Below are 18,554 nucleotides of genomic sequence, written 5' to 3'. Positions count from 1 at the left end.
GGCCGGATTCAGGGACGGGAGCGGGCCAGAGGCACGCGCTCCCTTGCGCGATTGAGGCAGCGGCGTGGCTGGCAGCCAGTCCGGTTCACCGCAATCCGGCCGCAGGCGCGAACCGGAAGCTGGCACCGCGGCAATGCCGGGAGGCGTGTGCCCGAGGCCAGCAAGCAAGGGCCGCAAGCAGTTGCGGCCTCGGGAAGATCAGGCCTCGGTGGAATCATCCACGCGGAAATTGACCGCGCGAGCCGGGACGACGGTGGAAATTGCATGCTTGTAGACCATCTGCGTCACGGTGTTACGCAGCAGCACGACATACTGGTCAAACGATTCGATGTTGCCTTGCAGCTTGATGCCATTGACGAGATAGATGGAAACCGGCACGTGCTCTTTGCGCAGCGCGTTCAGGAACGGGTCTTGTAGCAGTTGCCCTTTGTTACTCATGGCACACTCCAAATTTATAGGTTTAGTGGTGAATAATGGGGACGAAAGTCCCCGGTTCAAGTCAATCGGCGCAAGCTCGCGCCAGAAAAAAGATCAAAACCGGTACCAAAGCGGCGTCAGCGCGCAGAGAACCCCCTGCTAACGCAAATTTAGCCGCAGTTCCAAACGAACGCAAACGAAAACTTGCCTCGCCATGCACCCGCCGGGAACTCAGTCTTTCGAGTCCGCATACGGGTTTTTGTTCGTGCGAAATTCAATGCGAAGAGGGGTGCCCTTCAACTTGAATGCCGCCCGGTAGCGGTTCTCCAGGTAGCGCCGATAGGTCTCGGAAACACTCGACAAGGCGTTGCCGTGGATCACGATGATCGGCGGGTTGGAACCACCCTGGTGCGCGTAGCGCAGCTTCGGCCGCGATACGCCGGCGCGCTTCGGCTGCTGGAACTCCACCGCTTCCTGCAGCACCCGCGTGAGCTGCGGCGTGGGCAGTTTCACCATGGCCGCGGCAAACGCGTCGTCGACCGAACGCATCAGCGCGCCAATGCCTGTGCGTTCCCGCGCAGACACGAAGTGGAAATTGGCGAAGCTCAGGAATTGCAGCTTGCGCTCGAGGTCGTGCTTGATCCGGTCGCGGGTATGGCCGTCCAGGCCATCCCACTTGTTGACGCCGACCACGAGAGCCCGGCCCGACTCGACGATAAAGCCCGCAATATGGGCATCCTGGTCGGAGATATCCTGCTGCGCGTCGAGCAGCAGAATCACGACATTGGCGTCGGCGATCGATTGCAGCGTCTTGACCACCGAGAACTTCTCGATCGCTTCGAACACCTTGCCCCGACGCCGCAGACCCGCCGTGTCGATCAGCGTGTAGGGCTTGCCGCCGCGCTCGAACTCCACGTAGATGGCGTCGCGCGTGGTGCCGGGCATGTCGAACGCGATCACGCGCTCCTCGCCGATCAGCGTATTGACCAGCGTCGACTTGCCCACGTTCGGACGGCCGACAATGGCGATCTTCACGCCCTTGCCGCTGTCGCCTTCTTCCTCGGCCAGCTCCGGACGCTCCTGCACGGCCAGTTCCAGCGCTTCGTCCACGAGCTCGCGAACGCCATCGCCGTGCGCAGCCGAAATCGCGTACGGATCGCCCATGCCGAGCTCGTAGAAATCGGCAGCGACCGAGGTGTACTTCATGCCCTCGGCCTTGTTGACGGCCAGCATCACGCGCCGGCCGGTCTTGCGCAGATAGTCCGCAATGGCGCGGTCCTGCGGCGCCAGGCCCAGCCTGCCGTCGACGATGAAGATGACCACGTCCGCCTCGACCACGGCCTGCTTGGTCTGCTTGGCCATCTCGGCGACGATGCCCTCCTTGACCACCGGCTCGAAGCCGCCGGTATCGATGGCAATGAACGGACGATCACCGATACGCCCTTCGCCGTAGTGGCGGTCGCGCGTGAGGCCTGGCAGGTCGGCGACAAGCGCGTCGCGCGACCGGGTCATGCGGTTGAATAGTGTCGACTTCCCGACGTTCGGGCGGCCGACCAGTGCAATAACTGGTTTCATGCAATAAACGGAAACGGGGGCCGGCACTTGCCGTCCCCTGGAACTCCGGAGTCAGTTGATCCGACGGCGCTTCATGCAAAAAATGCATGGCCAGCCGCTTCTCCTGTCGGGCGGAGCGTGGCATCAGGCCCTGCTCCGCATTTCGCCGCACGACCAAGGATCATGCTACCGGAATTGGCGCCGCCCGTGCCGACAGGTGCACGGACCGCGCTGTCACCACCGGCTCAGCCCGGCACGTAGCCGTAGACGTCGCCGTCGCGGGTCTGGATGACCAGGGTCTGCCCGGCCACCACCGGCGCGGCGCTGATGGCACTGCCATCGGTCTTCATGCGCGCCAGCACGGTGCCATCGTCACGCGAGAGGAAATGTACATAGCCTTCAAAGTCGCCCATCACCACCGAGCGGCCCAGGACCAGCGGGGCGCCAAGGCGGCGATAGCGCAGTTCGTTGTTCTTCCAGCGCTCGTTGCCATTCTGGCGGTCGAACGCGAAGACCACGGACTGTTCGTCGCTGGCATAGATGGCATTGTCATCCTGGGTCAGGCCGGAAGGCGACGAGAAATCCTTGCCCCACTGCGGCTGGCCACTGGCCAGCTCCAGGCAGGCGATCCGGCCCTGGAAGGTCGTGGCGCAAACCTGGCGGCCACTGACCATGGGCTGGCCGGTGACGTCGTTCAGGCGCTCGATCTCCGAAACACCCTTGGGATACGAAACCGCGCTCTCCCAGCGAAGCACGCCGTTGCCTGGCGTCAGGACCCCCAGCTTGCCACCGGGAAAGCCCATCACGATGCCGTCACCGGCGAACACCATGCCCATCGCGGCGCGCAGGTTCAGCGGCGTCTGCGAACGCTGGTAGATCCAGCGCCGCTCACCGGTCTGGGCGTCCAGCGCGAGTACCCGGGTATCGGTGGTGCGCACGACCACCAGGCCGTTGCCGACCAGCGGGGCCGACAGGACTTCGCCGTTGACCTGCTTCTTCCAGATCTGCTTGCCGCTGGCATCGAATGCGTAGACCGCGCCCTTCTCCCCCGCCACGGCAGTCACCGAGCCGTCACTGCCCGGGCCAGTCGTGATATCGACGTCGGTCTTGGCCTTCCACAGCGTACGACCGGTGGCTCCATCCAGTGCCATGATCGTGCCATTGTTGGCCGATACGTACACGTTGTTGCCCGCTGCGGCCGGCTGCAGCGCGTATGGCCCGCTCTTGCCGACATCCGCCTTCCAGGCCTGACGCACGGACAGCGTCGCCGACACCGGCTTCAGCTCGGCCGGCGGATGCTTGTTCTCCTTGCTGAACAGCGAGCAACCGCCCAACGCCACAAGGCAGGCGCCGGCGACGAGCGCACGGGCAATCTTGCGGCGGGACTTGCCTTGTTGTTCGGCACCGGAAAGCATTGACGTCATAAGGTTCGGATCCTGAATTGGGTTGTGGCAGATGCCCTTCTCGTACAGCGGCGCAAGATCAGGCGGTGCCCAGCGCGTCAAGCTTGAACTGGATGATCTGGCGCATCGACTGATCGTCGGCGCTCAGCTTGTCCAGCGCCTTGCGGTAGGCAGCGCGTGCGTCGGCGCGCTTGTCCTGCGCGGCCAGCAGATCGCCCTTGCGGTCGGCATACAGCGCGACGAACGGCGCCGGCGGCTCGTCCTTGAGCAGCGCCAGGCCCTGGTCGTAGGCCTTCTCGTCGAGCAGCACGCCCGCAAGACGCACACGGGCAATCAGCGAGTACTCGCCGTCGCCATGATCGATTGCCCACTGCAACTGTGCCTTGGCGGCCGCCAGATCGCCCGCATCGTACAGCACCTTGGCTGCGACCAGCGCGCTCATCGGACCATAGGCCGTCTTGCCGAACTTGTCTTCAAGGTCGCCAGCGGCGCGCTTGACGCGCTCGGCATCGCGGCCTTCCGCAGCCTTGATCACCTGGTCGTACAGCACGGCGGCCTCGGAAGCCTGCTTGCGTTCCCAGTACTTCCAGCCATTCCAGGCGGCGAACGCCAGCAAAGCGGCAATCAGGATCCACGTCAGGGCATTGCCGTACTGACGCCACCAGGCCTTCAGGTTTTCAAGCTGTTCCTGCTCTTCCAGATCGTATGCCATGTCGAGGCACTCTCTTGCGTTTGGGTTGGGGTCAAAGGCCGCCTGGGCGGCCTCCGTTTCCTGCTTGGCAGACCTCGCGGGTCGCGGCAGGCAGCGCTACTGTTATTCGCTGGCGCCGACCATCGCGTCGATCAGGTAGTCGACCAGGCCCTCGGCAGGCACTTGCGCCTGCTGGCCGCCGCCTTCGGCCTGCGCGCCCTGGCGAAGTTCCTTCACCTGCATTACGCCGGCAGCGACTTCGTCCTCGCCGATGATCACGGCGTACGCCGCGCCGCTCGCGTCGGCGCGCTTCATCTGCGACTTGAAGCTGCCGCTCTTGCCGTCGGTCGTGGCATGCAGCACTACGTCCAGTCCGGCATCGCGCAGGCGCTCGGCAGCGACCATGGCTTGCTGGGCCGCGGCTTCACCCTGGTGCACGAGGTAGATATCACAGCCCACCGCGTCCGGTACCACGCCTTCCTCGCGGATCAGCTCGATGATGCGCTCGATACCCATGGCCCAGCCGCAGGCCGGCGCCGGCTTGCCGCCCATCTGCGCGATCAGCGGATCATAGCGACCGCCGCCGGCAATGGTGCCCTGCGCGCCAAGCTTGTCCGTGATCCACTCGAACACCGTCAGGTTGTAATAGTCCAGTCCGCGCACCAGGCGCGGATTGATCTTGTACGGAATGTTGTTGGCCTTCAACAGGCGCTGCACGCCCTCGAAGTGGGCCAGCGATTCCTCGCCCAGGAAATCGATCAGCTTGGGCGCGTTGGCCGCCATTTCCTGCAGTGCGGGATTTTTCGTGTCGAGCACGCGCAGCGGATTGGTGTAAAGGCGGCGCTTGCCATCCTCGTCCAGGATCTCCTGGAACCGTTCCAGGTACTTGATCAACTCTTCGCGGTGCGCGGCGCGCTCATGCGCCTGGCCCAGCGAATTGATTTCCAGCCGCACGCCGGTCAGGCCCAGATCATCCCACAGGCGCTGGCACATCAGGATGATCTCGGCATCCACGTCCGGGCCGGCAAAGCCGAGCGCCTCGGCGCCGAGCTGATGGAACTGGCGATAGCGGCCGCGCTGCGGACGCTCGTGGCGGAACATCGGGCCGGTGTACCACAGACGCTTCGGGCCGTCGTACAGCAGGTTGTGCTCGATGGTGGCGCGCACGGCCGCCGCGGTGCCTTCCGGGCGCAGCGTGAGTTGCTCGCCATTGAGCGAATCGGTGAAGGAATACATTTCCTTCTCGACAATATCCGTCACCTCGCCGATGCCACGCACGAACAGCTGGGTATGCTCGACGATCGGCGTGCGGATCTGCTGGTAGCCATAGGCCCGCAGCATGGCGCGCGCGGCGTTCTCGAAATGCTCCCACAGCGGGGCATCCGCGGGCAGCATGTCGTTCATGCCCTTCACGCCCTGCAATGCCTTGGCGGGGCGTGCCTTGTCTTCTGCCTTGGCGCCGCTTTGCGCGGACGGATTCTCGTTTTGCGTCATTCTGTCGTTATCTTGCTGGGGTGGACCGGCCAATGCCGGCTCAGGCCACCGCTTCCTTCTCTGCCCGTGCTGCGCCCGGACCGTAATGCGTGCGAACGTACTCGTCGACGATCGCCTGGAATTCTTCGGCGATGCGCTCGCCGCGCAGCGTCTTCACCTTGACGCCATCCACGAACACCGGCGCCGCCGGCGATTCGCCCGAGCCCGGCAGCGAGATGCCGATATTGGCGTGCTTGCTCTCGCCCGGACCGTTGACGATGCAGCCCATCACGGCCACATCCATCTCCTCGACGCCGGGGTAGGCGGTCTTCCACTGCGGCATCTGTTCGCGCAGATACGCCTGGATGCTGGCCGCCAGCTCCTGGAACACGGTGCTGGTGGTGCGGCCGCAACCCGGGCACGCGATCACCATCGGCGTGAAGTTGCGCATGCCCATGGTCTGCAGGATTTCCTGGCCGACATAGACTTCCTTCTCGCGCGGCGCGCCCGGCTCGGGCGTCAGCGAAATGCGGATGGTATCGCCGATGCCTTCCTGCAGCAGCACCGACAGCGCCGCCGTCGAGGCCACGATGCCCTTGCTGCCCATGCCCGCCTCGGTCAGCCCGAGATGCAGTGCATAGTCGCAGCGGCGCGCCAGTTCGCGGTACACCGCGATCAGTTCCTGCACCTGCGAAACCTTGCACGACAGGATGATCTGGCTGCCCGGCAGGCCGATTTCCTCGGCCTTCTTCGCCGAATCGATCGCCGAGGTGATCAGCGCCTCGATCATCACGCTCTGCGCGGGCCAGGGTTCGGCACGGCCGGCGTTCTCGTCCATGATGCGCGCGAGCAGATCCTGGTCCAGGCTGCCCCAGTTGACGCCGATGCGCACCGGCTTGCTGTACCGGCAGGCCATCTCGATCATCTGCGCGAACTGCGTGTCGCGCTTGGCGCCCTGCCCGACATTGCCGGGGTTGATGCGGTACTTCGACAACGCCTCGGCGCAGGCTGGATGGTCCTGCAGCAGCTTGTGGCCGTTGTAGTGGAAGTCTCCCACCAGCGGCACGTTGACGCCCATGCGGTCGAGCTGCTCGCGGATGTGCGGCACGGCCGCAGCCGCCTCGGGCGTGTTGACGGTGATGCGGACAATCTCGGACCCCGCGCGCGCCAGTTCCTTGACCTGGATCGCCGTGCCAATGGCATCGACGGTATCCGTATTGGTCATCGACTGCACCCGCACCGGCGCCCCGCCACCGATGGTGACGATGTTATCGCCCCAGGCGATGCGCGCCTGGCGCGTCGAGCGGCGCGGCAGCGGGCCCGGCAGGACGGGAAGACAAAGCTGTTCGTTCATAGCGTTACCACCTCGCAATGATGCACCGTGCCGGGCCCGCGTCAGGGCAGCGTCAGGCGCGCGACGTTGTTGCGGTTTGCCGCCTTCAAGTCGACCGGCGTGCCGTTGCGGCTCATCGACTCCACACCCTTCACGTTGCCGATGGTCACCTTGTAGGGCGCCGTGCCGCCACCCGCGACTTCCTGGCCGGCCTTGGCGGTGCCGCCCAGGACGACCTTGCCGCTGCGGTCGCGGATCTCGTACCAGGTGTCGGCCGAGAACTTGATCTGCAGTTCACCCTGCGCAGCGGCCGTGGCCGGCGCGGGTGCCGATGCCGGTTCCGCTTTGGCAGTGAGCGCCGCCGGGGCTGCCGCCGCAGCCGGCACGGGCACGGCCACGTCGCTGGCAGCAACCGCCGGCGCGCTGGCAGGCAATGCCTCGGACGGCGCCGGGGAGTCAGCACCGGCCATGACCGGCGGAAGCGCCGCCGTCACGGTGCCGGAGTCGGATGTCTGAGCCGGCTGCTCCCGCACTTCGGCGTGCGTGGCCTCAGCGGCGCTATTGCGCGCTTCCAGCCACTGCTTCATATGGTCGAGCCCGAACCAGCCGCCCGCGGCCACGCCGGCCACCACCAGTGCCAGCCAGACCCAGCGCCCGCCGGCACCCGTGCCCCGGCGGGACCCAAAGCGCCTGCGGTCGTCGAACGTCTCGTTGAGGCCGCTTTCGCGCTGGCGCGCCATCTCCGTGACCTGGACCGGCCGCGGGTGGAACCGCGCGAGCAAGACGTCCACGTCGACGTGCAGCATGCGCGCGTAAGCACGCATCACGCCCTTGGCAAAGGTGATATCGGGAAGCGCATCGACTTGGCCGCCTTCAATTGCAGTCAGCTTCGACGTGGCAACTTTCAGGCGAGCACTCACGTCTTCGATGGACATCCGTTGCGATTCTCGCGCCTGTGCCAGCAGCACGCCGATCTCGCGCGCCACGGCTTCACGCTCAGATTCTGTCGCGCCCCCGCCGACGTGTCCCGTCGATGCGGCCTGGCCTGCGGCGCGCTCTTGCTCACTCATCCCATGCTCCTTGTTCGTAGGCGCTCAGTTCGCGCGAATCGGGGAAACGCTGGCGCAGCTGTGCCACAAGGGCGCCCTGCGTCGCCGCGTCGCCCTGACGGCGCGCAATGCGCGCACCCAGCCAGAGGGATTGCGCGCTTGCAAATTTGCTGTTGTTGACTCGCTCCGCAAATTGCCGAGCCTGCGCGAGGTCGCCACGCCGGTAGTAAACCAGCGCCAGGTTGGTATTGGCGACCGGATTGTTCCGATCGTAGCCAAGCGCCGCCTTCAGGTTCTTCTCGGCTTCGGCACCAGCGCCATTGCGGATCTGGCATGCGCCAAGGCTGATCAGCGGCTTGGCGGGCCCGCCGGCCGAGGGAGCGGACACCGCGCGCTCGAGCATCGGAACCGCCTCGCCATACCGGCCTTCCTGGCACAAGAACCAGCCATAGTTGTTGAGCAGGTCGCCATCATTGCCGCGCATGGAAACCGCGGTGCGGAAGCTGTCGTCGGCCAGCGCCTTCTCGTTCATGGCCATGTAGATCAGCGCGCGCACATGGTACGCGTCGCCCATGCTGGGGTCGGCGGCAATTGCCTGCTTGACCTCGTCGAGCGCAACACTGTTCTGGCCGGCCTCAAGGTAATTGGTGGCCAACTGCAGCCGGATGCCGGCGCGGCGCCGGGCATCGGTCTGGTCGGAAGTGGTCTGGAGGTCCTGCGAGGGCGCTTGCGGCAACTGGCAAGCTGACAACATCAGCAGCCCCAGCAGGGCTGCAGCGATCAGACGGATCATGCAGGGCGAGCCTCCCCAGCTTGGCCAGTCGCGGCAACCGGCACCAAAGGCGTGATCTTGCCGAACTTGCCGCGCTCGGCAAGCCGGGTGCGATCCTTGACTTCCCCGGCCAGCTGGCCGCACGCCGCGTCTATATCATCGCCGCGCGTCTTGCGGATCGTGGTCACGATGCCAGCGTCCATCAACACCTGCGCAAAGCGCCGGATCTGCTCGTTGTTGGAACGCTTGAGACCCGATTCGGGGAAGGGGTTGAACGGGATCAGGTTGAACTTGCAAGGCACGTCGGCCACCAGCTTCAACAGCTCCCGCGCATGCTGGACGCCGTCATTGACGCCATCCAGCATGCAGTATTCGAAGGTAATGAAGTCGCGCGGCGCGAATTCCAGGTAACGGCGGCATGCCGCCATCAGATCGGCCAGCGGGTACTTCTTGTTCAGCGGCACGAGCACGTCGCGCAGGGCGTCATTGGACGCGTGCAGCGACACCGCAAGCGCCACCGGCAGGTCTTTCGACAGCCGGTCCATCATCGGCACCACGCCGGAAGTGGACAGCGTCACGCGCCGGCGCGACAGGCCATACGCATTGTCGTCCAGCATCAGCCGCATGGCCGGGACGACCTGGTCGTAATTGAGCAGCGGCTCGCCCATGCCCATCATCACCACATTGGAGATGACGCGGTCATCCTTGGGGCCACGGCCCAGTTGCTCGCGCATGGCGAACTCCGCCATCCACAGCTGGCCGATGATCTCGCCCGTGGTCAGGTTGCGCGAGAAACCCTGCTTGCCGGTCGAACAGAACCGGCAGTTGACGGCGCACCCGGCCTGCGAGGAGACGCACAGCGTGCCGCGCGTTTCCTCGGGGATGTACACCGTCTCCACCGCGTTGCCATTGCCGACATCGAGCAGCCACTTGCGCGTGCCGTCGGCCGACAGGTGGTCGGTGATGACGGCCGGCGAGCGGATCTCGGCCCGCGTGGCGAGCTTTTCGCGCAGCGACTTGGCGAGATCCGACATGGCGTCGAAACGGCTGGCACCGAAATGGTGGATCCAGCGTTGCAGCTGCCGCGCACGAAACGGCTTCTCGCCGAGCTCCCCGCAATAGGCGGTGAGCGCGTCCGCATCCAGGTCGAGCAGGTTGACGAGATTGTTCATGACGGCAAACTCAACTTCCGTTTCAGTCTAGTCTTGTGAAAAAGACCAGACAATCAGCGGCTGTAAACGTTCATGCCCGGGAAGAAGAAGGCAACTTCCACAGCGGCGGTTTCAGCAGCGTCCGAGCCGTGCACGGCGTTGGCGTCGATGCTGTCGGCGAAGTCGGCGCGGATGGTGCCCTTGTCGGCCTTCTTCGGGTCGGTGGCGCCCATCAGCTCACGGTTCTTGGCGATGGCGTTCTCGCCTTCCAGAGCCTGGATCATGACCGGGCCCGAGACCATGAAGTCGACCAGGTCCTTGAAGAACGGGCGCTCCTTGTGGACAGCGTAGAACTGCTCGGCTTCGCCGCGCGACAGGTGCACCATCTTGGCAGCAATGATCTTCAGGCCGGCGGCCTCGAAACGGGCGTAGATCTGGCCGATAACGTTCTTGGCCACGGCATCCGGCTTGATAATCGACAGGGTGCGTTCGATCGCCATGAAAAACTCCGAAAAATGAAGGGGTTACAAATGGATTAAACGTGCGATTCTAGCACGAGACGATGACGGTTTCGAGCGCAGCCCCCCTTGGCCACCAACGCAGCTGCCGAATGCGGCGCCGCGGCATGCCGCATGGCACAGCCTGCACATTTCGACACCACCCATTGCACGGAACGCAATACATGTAAAGACGTCAAACACGAGCAACAAATTCGACCGTAATCGCATTGAAGTGATTCATGCAATACTTTGATCCACTTGCAATTCCGCAAAGGCGATGCCACATTGGCGATGCGTCGGCACCGGGTCGACCCGGCGCCTCACCGTTAAAGAACAGGAGTCACCATGGATAACAAGCTGAACACCTACGGTTTCGGCAATGCGTCGACGGTCAGCGATGTCGTCGTGCGCAACCGGGTCTTGCGCAACACTTACTGGCTGCTGGCCATCTCGATGATTCCCACCGTGATCGGTGCATGGATCGGCGTGGCGACCGGCTTCAGCTTCATGGCAGGCAGCCCCGGCCTGTCGCTGATCCTCTTCCTCGGCATTGCGTTCGCCTTCTTCTACGGCATCGAGAAGACCAAGAACAGCAGCATGGGCGTGGTCCTGCTGCTGGCCTTCACGTTCTTCATGGGACTGATGCTGTCGCGCCTGATCGGCGCGGTGCTGCAGTTCTCGAACGGACCGGCACTGATCATGTATGCCTTTGGCGGCACTGCGGCGGTATTCGGCGCGATGGCCACCATCGCCACGGTCAGCAAGCGTGATTTTTCGGGCCTGAGCAAGTTCCTGTTCGTTGGCCTGATCCTGCTGATCCTGGCAAGCGTCGCCAATATCTGGCTGCAACTGCCGTCGCTGATGATCACGGTGTCGGTCATCGCCATCGGCATTTTCTCGGCCTACATCCTGTTCGATGTGCAGCGCGTGGTGAATGGCGGCGAGACCAATTACATCACCGCAACGCTGGCGATCTACCTCGACGTCTACAACGTGTTCACGAACCTGCTGGCCCTGCTGGGCATTTTTGGCGGCAGCCGGGACTGACGCAGCCACAGGCAAGATGAAAAACGCCGGCCAGATGGCCGGCGTTTTTTTCATTGGGCAGCAATTTCCGCCCACCCCAACCTACCCGCGCTCGAACACGGCAATCGACTCGACGTGCGAGGTATGCGGGAACATGTTCACAACGCCTGCGCCCACCAGCCGGTAGCCGGCCTCGTGCACCAGCAAGCCAGCATCGCGGGCCAGGGTCGAGGGGCTGCACGATACGTAGACGATCCGGCTCGGGAGCACGTCGCTGCCTTGCTGCGCCAGCTCGCCCAGCGCCTTGCACACGGCCAGCGCGCCCTCGCGCGGGGGGTCGACCAGCCAGCGGTCGAAGCGGCCCAGCGCGGCGATGTCCTCGGCCGTGACTTCAAACAGATTGCGGCAAGCGAATTCCGTCTTGTGCGCCAGCCCGTTGTAACCGGCATTGGCCAGCGCCCGGGTCGTCAGGGCTTCGCTGCCTTCGATACCCATGACCGAGCGCCCCTGCGTGGCCAGTGGCAGCGTGAAGTTGCCGATGCCGCAGAACAGGTCGAGCAGCCGGTCTTGCGGCTGGGCGTCCAGCAGACGCAACGCACGGCCGATCAGCACACGGTTGATCTGGTGATTGACCTGCGTGAAGTCCGTCGGCTTGAACGGCATGCGAATGCCGAACTCGGGCAGCGTGTAGGCCAGTTCCCGGTCAAGCGGATAGAACGGCGCAACGGTATCCGGGCCCTTGGGCTGGAGCCAGAACTGGACCTTGTACTGATCCGCAAAGGCGCGCAGCAGGTCCTTGTCCGCATCGGTCAGCGGTTCCAGGATACGCAGCACCAGTGCCGTGACCTCGTGGCCGACCGCAAGTTCGATCTGCGGCATGCGGTCGCGGATCGAAAGACCGCCCACAAGCTCGCGCAAGGGCACCAGCATTGCGGAAATTTGTGGCGGAAGAATCTCACAGCTCGTCATGTCGGCGACATAGCTGCTCTTGCGCTCGTGGAAGCCGACCAGCACCCCGCCTTTCTTGGCCACGTACCGCACCGTCAGGCGCGCACGATAGCGGTAACCCCAATCCGGTCCGGCAATGGGCCTGAACATCACTTCGGGACGAACCTTCGACAAATGCCAGAGGTTGTCTTCGAGCACCCGCTGCTTGATGGCGAGTTGCGCGCGCGAATCCAGGTGTTGCATGGAGCAGCCGCCGCAGACACCGAAGTGCTTGCAGCCTGGCTTGACACGCATCACCGATTCTTGCCTGATTTCCAGCAGGTGGGCCTGCTCATAACTCGGCTTGCGGCGAAAGCTCTTGTAGCTCACGGTTTCGCCGGGCAGCGCGCCCTCGACGAAGATCACCTTGCCGGGCGTGCCGTCTTCATTGACCAGGCGGCCGACACCACGGGCCTCCATGTCAAGGCTGTCGATGACAACGACGGGATCTGCGCCCGACGCGACGGCGGCCGGGGCGTTCGGAGCGGCAGATGCCGCACTCGGCGTTGCGGGCGTTTCTAGTGGGGAGGACACGACTTGGGACACCAGACGAAACCTGACATATTGTTTTGCGAAAGCGCGATTGTAGTCCAGAGACGCCGTGCGACGCCTGTGCAACGTCGACGCGACACACAAGGAGCGATGCCATGGAACTGATTTCGTGGAATATCCAGTGGGGGCGCGGCGCCGATGGCCGCGTCGACCTGTCGCGCAGCGTGACCACCATGCGCGCGATGGCGGACCCCGACGTCATCTGCCTGCAGGAAGTCACACGCGGTTTCGGTGACCTGCGCGGGGCACCCGGCGCCGACCAGGTGGCGGAGTTGACGGCATTGCTGCCCGGCTATCGCGTGATGTTTGCCCCAGGCGTCGACCGTTTCGGCAGCGACGGCGGTCCGCGCCAGTTCGGCAACCTGATCGCCACGCGACTACCGGTGCATGAGGTATTTCGCCATGCCCTGCCCTGGCCAGCGGATCCCGACGTCGCGTCGATGCCTCGCGTGGCGCTGGAAGCCACGGTGCAAGCGGACAGCAGGCGGCTGCGCGTCATCTGCACGCACCTGGAATACTATTCGGCGAACCAGCGTGCCGCGCAGGCCAACGCCTTGCGCGACTGGCACGCCGAAGCTTGCGGCCATGCCCGCCGGGCCGGCCGCAGCGAATCGACCCCGGGACCGTTCACGCCGGAGCCCCGGCCAGCCGAAGCCGTCCTGTGCGGCGACTTCAACAGCAAACCGTCGGACATTGCCTATCGACGCATGCTGGAGCCCTTCGACGACGGCACCACGCCATGGCGCGACGCATGGCTGCTCAGGCATCCGGGCCAGCCGCACGCGCCCACTTGTGCCATGTACGACAAGGAACAATGGCCCGAGCCGCCCTTCGCGTGCGATTTCGTCTTTGTCACGGAGAATGTCGCCGGCCAGGTCTGCCGTTGCGAAGTGAATGCGGCGACGAAGGACTCGGATCACCAGCCCATCGTGCTGTCACTGGATATCTGAGGAAGGCCCGCACCGGCGGCGGGCCAGCCGCCGGCTCAGTCGAGCTCTTCGTCTTCCGGCGTCAGCCGCTTCACGCGGAAGGCCTGGAGGTATTCCATCCACTGGGCACCCGGCAGCTCGGCCAGCGATTCCTGCACGAGCTCCACTTCCTGGTCGAACTCGCGCGGCGTCACGCCGCCCCGCATCAGCTGGAAGCGGCAGTACATCAGGTAGGTGTTGACGACGTCCGTCTCGCAATACGCGCGGATCGCCTCAAGCTCGCCGTCCTGGAACGCGCGCCATACCTTGCTGCCGTCCATGCCCATCTTGCCCGGGAAGCCGCACAGCTTGGCCAGATCATCCAGCGGCGCGCTCGCGCGCGGCTGGTACATGGCAAGCAGGTCCATCAGATCCAGGTGCCGCATATGGTAGCGGCTGATGTAGTTGTTCCACTTGAAGTCGCGGCTGTCGTCGTCGCGGCCCTCGCCCATTTCCCAGTAGCGCGGCGCGGTCACGCCGTGGACCAGGCCACGGTAGTGCAGCACGGGCAGGTCGAAACCACCACCGTTCCACGACACGAGCTGCGGGCTGTAGCGCGCGATCAGTTCGTAGAACTTCTGGATCAGCGTCGCCTCGCCATCCTCCAGGGTTCCCAGCGAGCCGACATGGAAAACGGCCGACCCGTCGCGCTGCGTACGGCGCAACACGCAGGAAATCGCTGCCACGCGCTGCAGATAGTGCGGCAGGAAATCGCTTCCGGTCTTTTCACGGCGGGCTGAGAACGCATGCTCGGCGACTTCTTCGTCGCTCATCGATGCGGGATGGTCATGCAAACGGCGCAGGCCGTCGACATCGGGAATGGTCTCGATGTCGAATACCAGCACAGGAGTCATAGAACAGCGTCCTTCCTGACACCTTGCGAAGCGAAATGCCGCTTGAGCTTGACCAGGGCTTCCTGCTGGATCTGGCGCACGCGCTCGCGCGTCAGGCCCATTTCCTCGGCCAGCTCTTCAAGCGTGGCCGGTTCGATGTGGTTGAGCCCGAAGCGGCGCTCCACCACATAGCGGTGCTTTTCCGACAGGCGGGCCAGCCACAGCTTCATCAGGCCTTCGAGCTCGCGGTGCGCAACCTCCTGGTCCGGCGCGGCATTGTGCTCGTCGGAAAGAAAGTCCAGCAGGCTGGACCCCGGGTCCAGGTCAAACGGCGTATCGAGCGAGGTGGTATGTTCGTTAAGCGCCAGCACGTCCTGCACCTCGTCAGGCGTCTTGCCCAGCAGGTGGGCAATGTCTTCGAGGCTGGCGTCGCGGCCGTCGGTGCCGCCTTTTTCGAGGTGCCGCTTGGCGCGCAGCACCTGGTTGAGTTCCCGGATCACATGGACCGGCAAGCGCACCGTGCGCGCCTGGTTCATGATGGCACGCTCGATGCTCTGGCGGATCCACCAGGTCGCGTAGGTGGAAAAACGGAAACCGCGCGACGGATCGAATTTCTCGATCGCGTGCATCAGCCCAAGATTGCCTTCCTCGATCAGGTCCAGCAGCGGTACGCCACGGTTGAGATAACCCTTGGCGATACTCACGACCAGGCGCAGGTTACGCTCAATCATGACCTGCCGCGCGGAGAAATCGCCATCCTTGGCGAGCGTCGAGAAATGCAGTTCCTCGGGTGCGGAAAGCAGCGGCTTGATGCTGATGCGGTTCAGGTAGTGCTGCACCGTATCGGCGGCCAGCTCCGTATGCAGGACGGTCCGGAAGTCATCATGCTCCGCCGCGCCTGACTCGGTGCCGTTCTCGCCATCGTTGTCCTCGTCCTCTTCCGCCTCATCCTCGTCGTCATCGCTCAGTTGCCGATCGTTGTCGTCGCCGAGCAAGTCGGCTTCGCGCAGGCCAACCGTGGCGGTGGTCGCGATCGGCTCGTCGGTGACGGGGAGCAGGTCAGCACCGACGTCCTTGTCGAATGCATCCACATCGACGCGATCATCGGACTGGGCCACACCAGCCTTCACTTCCGGCTGCTTGGCACGGCGAGCCCTGCTGACGGTTCCGGAGGAGACAGTTTTCTGGCGTGGCATGAACCCTCACTGTGGCGGCAGATACCGCATCGGATCAACCGGTTTTCCGTTCTTGCGAACCTCGAAGTGAAGCTTTACCTTGTCGGTATCACTGTTGCCCATCTCCGCAATCTTCTGCCCCTTTCGGACCGTTGATTGCTCTGCCACGAGCACCTTTTCGTTGTGGCCGTAGGCAGTAAGAAATGTCTCATTGTGTTTGATGATGACAAGATTCCCGTAGCCGCGCAAGGGGCCAACGTGAATCACCCGACCGTCGTCGGCAGCAAGCACGGCATCGCCCTTCTTGCCCGCAATATCGATCCCTTTATTGCCCTTGTCATCAAATTTGGCGACCAATTGGCCAGTAGCCGGCCACGCCAGTTTCATGGCGCCGTCCGCAACCGGAGCGGAGCTGCCGGCGGACGCTGCGGCACCTGCCGCGGGCGCAGCGGCAGTTGCCGGCGGCGGCACCGGCGTACCTGCCGGACGTGCCTGGTCGAGCGGCTGCCCCTGGATCGAACCCGGCGCCACCGGCGTGGCGGTCACGCCCTGGCCGGCATTGACATCGGCACCCGGCGGGACAATACGCAACAACTGGCCCACCTCGATCTGGTTCACATTGCTGATATTGTTCCAGCCCGCGACATCACGATACGACTGGCCGTTCTCGAGCGCGATACGGTAAAGGGTATCGCCTCGCTTGACCCGATAGTATCCGGGAGGTGCCGGCTCCAGCGGCGCGGCGGAAGTGCTCGCGGTGGAGGTGCGGTCCACCACGGGTGCCGGCATCGGCGAGTTGGCGCAGGCGGCCAGCAGCGCCGCCAGCGCGGAAGCCGCCACAAGCTGGCCAGCGCGTGCGAATTGATGCGAGTTCACGATCTTGTGCATAGTTCGACTCAGATGGTGCCCGATTTTAAGGGCACAAAGAAAACGGCTTCAAGCGCGGTCCGGTGAAAGCGATGCCGATTGAGCCGCTCGATCAGCAGCAGCTGCTGCGTGACCGTCTGGCCCGTGGCGCCCGGCGGCGGCATCAGCGCCACGGGCGCAATCAAGCGGCCGCCGATGGCAAGCTGCTCGAGCAGGGCCTGTGGGACGTCCATGCCGGCCGCGGCAAGGATGATGGCCGAAAACGGCGCCGCCTGCGGCAGGCCGAGCATGCCATCGCCATAGTGCAGGCGCAGGTTTGGCACGCGCAGCGGCCGCAGGTTCGCCTTCGCCTGCTCATGCAGCGGACGGATGCGCTCGATGGAAAAGACTTCGCGTGCCACCAGGCTCAGCACCGCGGCCTGGTAGCCGCAGCCGGTGCCGATCTCGAGCACGCGTTCCAGGGGGGTGTCCGTCGCCAGGCCTTCACGCAAGAGTTCGATCATGCGCGCGACCACGGACGGTTTTGAGATCGTCTGCTGATGCCCGATGGGCAGCGCAGCGTCCTCATAGGCTTGCGATGCCAGCCCCGGTTCGACGAACAGGTGGCGCGGCACGGTGCCAATGGCGGCCAGTACGCGTTCGTCGCGGATGCCCGCGGCGCGCAGCCGCGCCGCCAGCGCCCCCCGCGCCCGGTCCGACGCCATCCCGCCCCCACCCGCCGTCGCAGCCGAGGCGCGTGCCTCCACGGCACTCGCGGCCGGGGTGGGCGCGGACGGCTGCTTGTCGCGGACCTTGGCCGGCGCCTTCGCCGGGCGCGGCGCGCCGACCGCCGGCATGCCGGCAGTACGCGCCGGCTCCGGCTTGCGCTGCACGACCGCGTCCAGCGGCAGGGGGAACTTGCTGCGAGGGGGCGTTGGGCTCATCGGGGGTGAGGCACTGCAGCGGGAATGGCTAGTTCAGCCACTGGGCAAGCGCATCGAGCTGGCCGCGATGTGTCAGGTCGAGCTGCAACGGCGTCAGCGAAACATAGCCCTCGGCGGTCGCGTGGAAATCCGTGCCCTCGCTCGCGTCGCGCGCGTCGCCGGCCGGGCCGATCCAGTAGTTGAGATCGCCGCGCGGATTGACCTGAGCAATCACGGGCTGCGACGGATGCCGCTTGCCGAGCCGCGTGGCGCGGTAGCCCTTGATATGTTCGAACGGCAGGTTCGGAATATTGACGTTGAGCAGGAACGGCTCGGCGGGCGGCGTGGCAATGGCGCGCTCGACCACGGCGCGCGCCACGCGCGCGGCAGCGTCGAGATGCTCCCAGCCCTTGTGCACCTGCGAGAACGCAATGGAAGGAATCCCCAGCAGGTAGCCTTCGATGGCGGCCGCGACCGTGCCGGAATACAGCACGTCCTCGCCCATGTTCTGCCCCTGGTTGATGCCGGAGACCACCAGGTCAGGTTTCTCGTCAAGCAGGCCGGTCAGCGCGATATGCACGCAATCGGTCGGCGTGCCATTGACGAAGCGAAATCCCTTCTGCACGCCCTCCCGCGCCTCGTAGATCGAAAGGGGCCGCTGCAGGGTCAGCGAGTTCGAAGCCCCGCTGTGGTTTTGCTCGGGCGCAATCACCGTAATGCGAGCCAGCGGAGCGAGCGCGGCATGCAAGACGGCCAGTCCCGGCGCGAGATAACCGTCGTCGTTGGCTAGAAGGATGTGCATCCCGCGATTGTACCTGACGAAGCCTGCACAAGCGGCCTCTCCAGGCACCGCGAAAGCTCGGTCCCGCGTCGCCCGGCGCCACGCAAACGGGTGAAAGCG

18 protein-coding genes are annotated in these 18,554 nt (G+C 64.7%); 2 read left to right on the top strand and 16 right to left on the bottom strand.

Translation table 11 applies throughout. From position 1 onward, the window contains the following. Nucleotides 1-198: 198 nt before the first annotated feature. The 10 genes from hfq to ndk form a co-directional block, all read right to left on the bottom strand. Entirely contained in the window at nucleotides 199-438 is a 240-nt protein-coding gene (gene hfq / locus CupriaWKF_RS06155) for an RNA chaperone Hfq (RefSeq protein WP_061959142.1), read from the bottom strand. Between the two features lie 210 nt (nucleotides 439-648). Next, complete coding sequence (der, locus tag CupriaWKF_RS06150) at nucleotides 649-1,992, bottom strand: ribosome biogenesis GTPase Der (RefSeq protein WP_276100101.1); 1,344 nt, start codon at nucleotides 1,990-1,992, stop codon at nucleotides 649-651. A 224-nt stretch (nucleotides 1,993-2,216) separates the two neighbouring features. Further along, on the bottom strand, nucleotides 2,217-3,386 hold the full coding sequence (bamB, locus tag CupriaWKF_RS06145) for an outer membrane protein assembly factor BamB (protein ID WP_276100689.1): 1,170 nt from the start codon (nucleotides 3,384-3,386) through the stop codon (nucleotides 2,217-2,219). 67 nt (nucleotides 3,387-3,453) lie between these two features. Continuing rightward, a complete protein-coding gene (locus CupriaWKF_RS06140) occupies nucleotides 3,454-4,086 on the bottom strand; it encodes a tetratricopeptide repeat protein (protein WP_276100100.1) in 633 nt (210 codons plus the stop codon). A gap of 102 nt (nucleotides 4,087-4,188) precedes the next feature. Continuing rightward, a complete protein-coding gene (gene hisS, locus CupriaWKF_RS06135) occupies nucleotides 4,189-5,559 on the bottom strand; it encodes a histidine--tRNA ligase (RefSeq protein ID WP_276100099.1) in 1,371 nt (456 codons plus the stop codon). 40 nt (nucleotides 5,560-5,599) lie between these two features. Continuing rightward, entirely contained in the window at nucleotides 5,600-6,892 is a 1,293-nt protein-coding gene (gene ispG, locus CupriaWKF_RS06130) for a flavodoxin-dependent (E)-4-hydroxy-3-methylbut-2-enyl-diphosphate synthase (protein ID WP_276100098.1), read from the bottom strand. A 41-nt stretch (nucleotides 6,893-6,933) separates the two neighbouring features. Continuing rightward, a complete protein-coding gene (locus tag CupriaWKF_RS06125) occupies nucleotides 6,934-7,941 on the bottom strand; it encodes a RodZ domain-containing protein (RefSeq protein WP_276100097.1) in 1,008 nt (335 codons plus the stop codon). After that, nucleotides 7,934-8,713, bottom strand: coding sequence for a type IV pilus biogenesis/stability protein PilW (pilW, locus tag CupriaWKF_RS06120; protein ID WP_276100096.1), 780 nt, complete (start codon nucleotides 8,711-8,713; stop codon nucleotides 7,934-7,936). The genes CupriaWKF_RS06125 and pilW overlap by 8 nt, the downstream gene beginning before the upstream one ends. Next, the gene (rlmN, locus tag CupriaWKF_RS06115) at nucleotides 8,710-9,864 is read right to left on the bottom strand and encodes a 23S rRNA (adenine(2503)-C(2))-methyltransferase RlmN (RefSeq protein WP_276100095.1); all 1,155 of its coding nucleotides are present in this window, start codon (nucleotides 9,862-9,864) and stop codon (nucleotides 8,710-8,712) included. Before rlmN ends, pilW begins: the two co-directional genes overlap by 4 nt. A gap of 53 nt (nucleotides 9,865-9,917) precedes the next feature. Beyond that, entirely contained in the window at nucleotides 9,918-10,343 is a 426-nt protein-coding gene (gene ndk, locus CupriaWKF_RS06110; protein WP_276100094.1) for a nucleoside-diphosphate kinase, read from the bottom strand. Nucleotides 10,344-10,688: 345 nt separating this feature from the next. On the opposite strand from ndk, the gene CupriaWKF_RS06105 reads away from it, so the two are divergent. After that, entirely contained in the window at nucleotides 10,689-11,390 is a 702-nt protein-coding gene (locus CupriaWKF_RS06105) for a Bax inhibitor-1/YccA family protein (protein ID WP_276100093.1), read from the top strand. Nucleotides 11,391-11,471: 81 nt separating this feature from the next. On the opposite strand, the gene rlmD is transcribed toward CupriaWKF_RS06105, so the two are convergent. Beyond that, complete coding sequence (gene rlmD, locus CupriaWKF_RS06100) at nucleotides 11,472-12,902, bottom strand: 23S rRNA (uracil(1939)-C(5))-methyltransferase RlmD (protein ID WP_276100092.1); 1,431 nt, start codon at nucleotides 12,900-12,902, stop codon at nucleotides 11,472-11,474. A 101-nt stretch (nucleotides 12,903-13,003) separates the two neighbouring features. On the opposite strand from rlmD, the gene CupriaWKF_RS06095 reads away from it, so the two are divergent. Then, a complete protein-coding gene (locus CupriaWKF_RS06095; RefSeq protein WP_276100091.1) occupies nucleotides 13,004-13,858 on the top strand; it encodes an endonuclease/exonuclease/phosphatase family protein in 855 nt (284 codons plus the stop codon). A gap of 35 nt (nucleotides 13,859-13,893) precedes the next feature. Here the strand turns inward: CupriaWKF_RS06095 and CupriaWKF_RS06090 are convergent, their stop codons facing one another. Genes CupriaWKF_RS06090 through surE form a run of 5 tightly spaced genes read right to left on the bottom strand, consistent with a single transcriptional unit; the run spans nucleotide 13,894 to nucleotide 18,455 of the window. Continuing rightward, nucleotides 13,894-14,730, bottom strand: coding sequence for a 3'-5' exonuclease (locus tag CupriaWKF_RS06090; RefSeq protein ID WP_276100090.1), 837 nt, complete (start codon nucleotides 14,728-14,730; stop codon nucleotides 13,894-13,896). Further along, nucleotides 14,727-15,905, bottom strand: a complete 1,179-nt coding sequence (gene rpoS, locus CupriaWKF_RS06085; protein WP_276100089.1) for an RNA polymerase sigma factor RpoS — start codon at nucleotides 15,903-15,905, stop codon at nucleotides 14,727-14,729. The genes CupriaWKF_RS06090 and rpoS overlap by 4 nt, the downstream gene beginning before the upstream one ends. 6 nt (nucleotides 15,906-15,911) lie before the next feature. Beyond that, nucleotides 15,912-16,772, bottom strand: a complete 861-nt coding sequence (locus CupriaWKF_RS06080; RefSeq protein WP_276100088.1) for a peptidoglycan DD-metalloendopeptidase family protein — start codon at nucleotides 16,770-16,772, stop codon at nucleotides 15,912-15,914. Nucleotides 16,773-16,780: 8 nt separating this feature from the next. Beyond that, nucleotides 16,781-17,674: a protein-L-isoaspartate(D-aspartate) O-methyltransferase gene (locus tag CupriaWKF_RS06075; RefSeq protein ID WP_276100087.1), complete on the bottom strand. Its 894-nt coding sequence runs from the start codon at nucleotides 17,672-17,674 to the stop codon at nucleotides 16,781-16,783. Between the two features lie 28 nt (nucleotides 17,675-17,702). Next, nucleotides 17,703-18,455 (bottom strand): 5'/3'-nucleotidase SurE, encoded by a 753-nt coding sequence (surE, locus tag CupriaWKF_RS06070; protein WP_276100086.1) that lies wholly within the window; start codon nucleotides 18,453-18,455, stop codon nucleotides 17,703-17,705. Nucleotides 18,456-18,554: the final 99 nt, after the last annotated feature.

It is taken from the genome of Cupriavidus sp. WKF15, assembly GCF_029278605.1.
Classification (GTDB): domain Bacteria; phylum Pseudomonadota; class Gammaproteobacteria; order Burkholderiales; family Burkholderiaceae; genus Cupriavidus.
This window is presented reverse-complemented; position numbering and strand designations above follow the sequence as displayed.

Coding starts and splice junctions, on each gene's coding strand:
- bamB (WP_276100689.1), bottom strand. CDS start 3,386: ATGCTTTCCGGTGCCGAACAACAAGGCAAGTCCCGCCGCAAGATTGCC.
- surE (WP_276100086.1), bottom strand. CDS start 18,455: ATGCACATCCTTCTAGCCAACGACGACGGTTATCTCGCGCCGGGACTG.
- CupriaWKF_RS06140 (WP_276100100.1), bottom strand. CDS start 4,086: ATGGCATACGATCTGGAAGAGCAGGAACAGCTTGAAAACCTGAAGGCC.
- CupriaWKF_RS06125 (WP_276100097.1), bottom strand. CDS start 7,941: ATGAGTGAGCAAGAGCGCGCCGCAGGCCAGGCCGCATCGACGGGACAC.
- CupriaWKF_RS06080 (WP_276100088.1), bottom strand. CDS start 16,772: ATGCACAAGATCGTGAACTCGCATCAATTCGCACGCGCTGGCCAGCTT.
- ndk (WP_276100094.1), bottom strand. CDS start 10,343: ATGGCGATCGAACGCACCCTGTCGATTATCAAGCCGGATGCCGTGGCC.
- der (WP_276100101.1), bottom strand. CDS start 1,992: ATGAAACCAGTTATTGCACTGGTCGGCCGCCCGAACGTCGGGAAGTCG.
- hfq (WP_061959142.1), bottom strand. CDS start 438: ATGAGTAACAAAGGGCAACTGCTACAAGACCCGTTCCTGAACGCGCTG.
- CupriaWKF_RS06075 (WP_276100087.1), bottom strand. CDS start 17,674: ATGAGCCCAACGCCCCCTCGCAGCAAGTTCCCCCTGCCGCTGGACGCG.
- hisS (WP_276100099.1), bottom strand. CDS start 5,559: ATGACGCAAAACGAGAATCCGTCCGCGCAAAGCGGCGCCAAGGCAGAA.
- rlmN (WP_276100095.1), bottom strand. CDS start 9,864: ATGAACAATCTCGTCAACCTGCTCGACCTGGATGCGGACGCGCTCACC.
- CupriaWKF_RS06105 (WP_276100093.1), top strand. CDS start 10,689: ATGGATAACAAGCTGAACACCTACGGTTTCGGCAATGCGTCGACGGTC.
- CupriaWKF_RS06095 (WP_276100091.1), top strand. CDS start 13,004: ATGGAACTGATTTCGTGGAATATCCAGTGGGGGCGCGGCGCCGATGGC.
- ispG (WP_276100098.1), bottom strand. CDS start 6,892: ATGAACGAACAGCTTTGTCTTCCCGTCCTGCCGGGCCCGCTGCCGCGC.
- CupriaWKF_RS06090 (WP_276100090.1), bottom strand. CDS start 14,730: ATGACTCCTGTGCTGGTATTCGACATCGAGACCATTCCCGATGTCGAC.
- rpoS (WP_276100089.1), bottom strand. CDS start 15,905: ATGCCACGCCAGAAAACTGTCTCCTCCGGAACCGTCAGCAGGGCTCGC.
- pilW (WP_276100096.1), bottom strand. CDS start 8,713: ATGATCCGTCTGATCGCTGCAGCCCTGCTGGGGCTGCTGATGTTGTCA.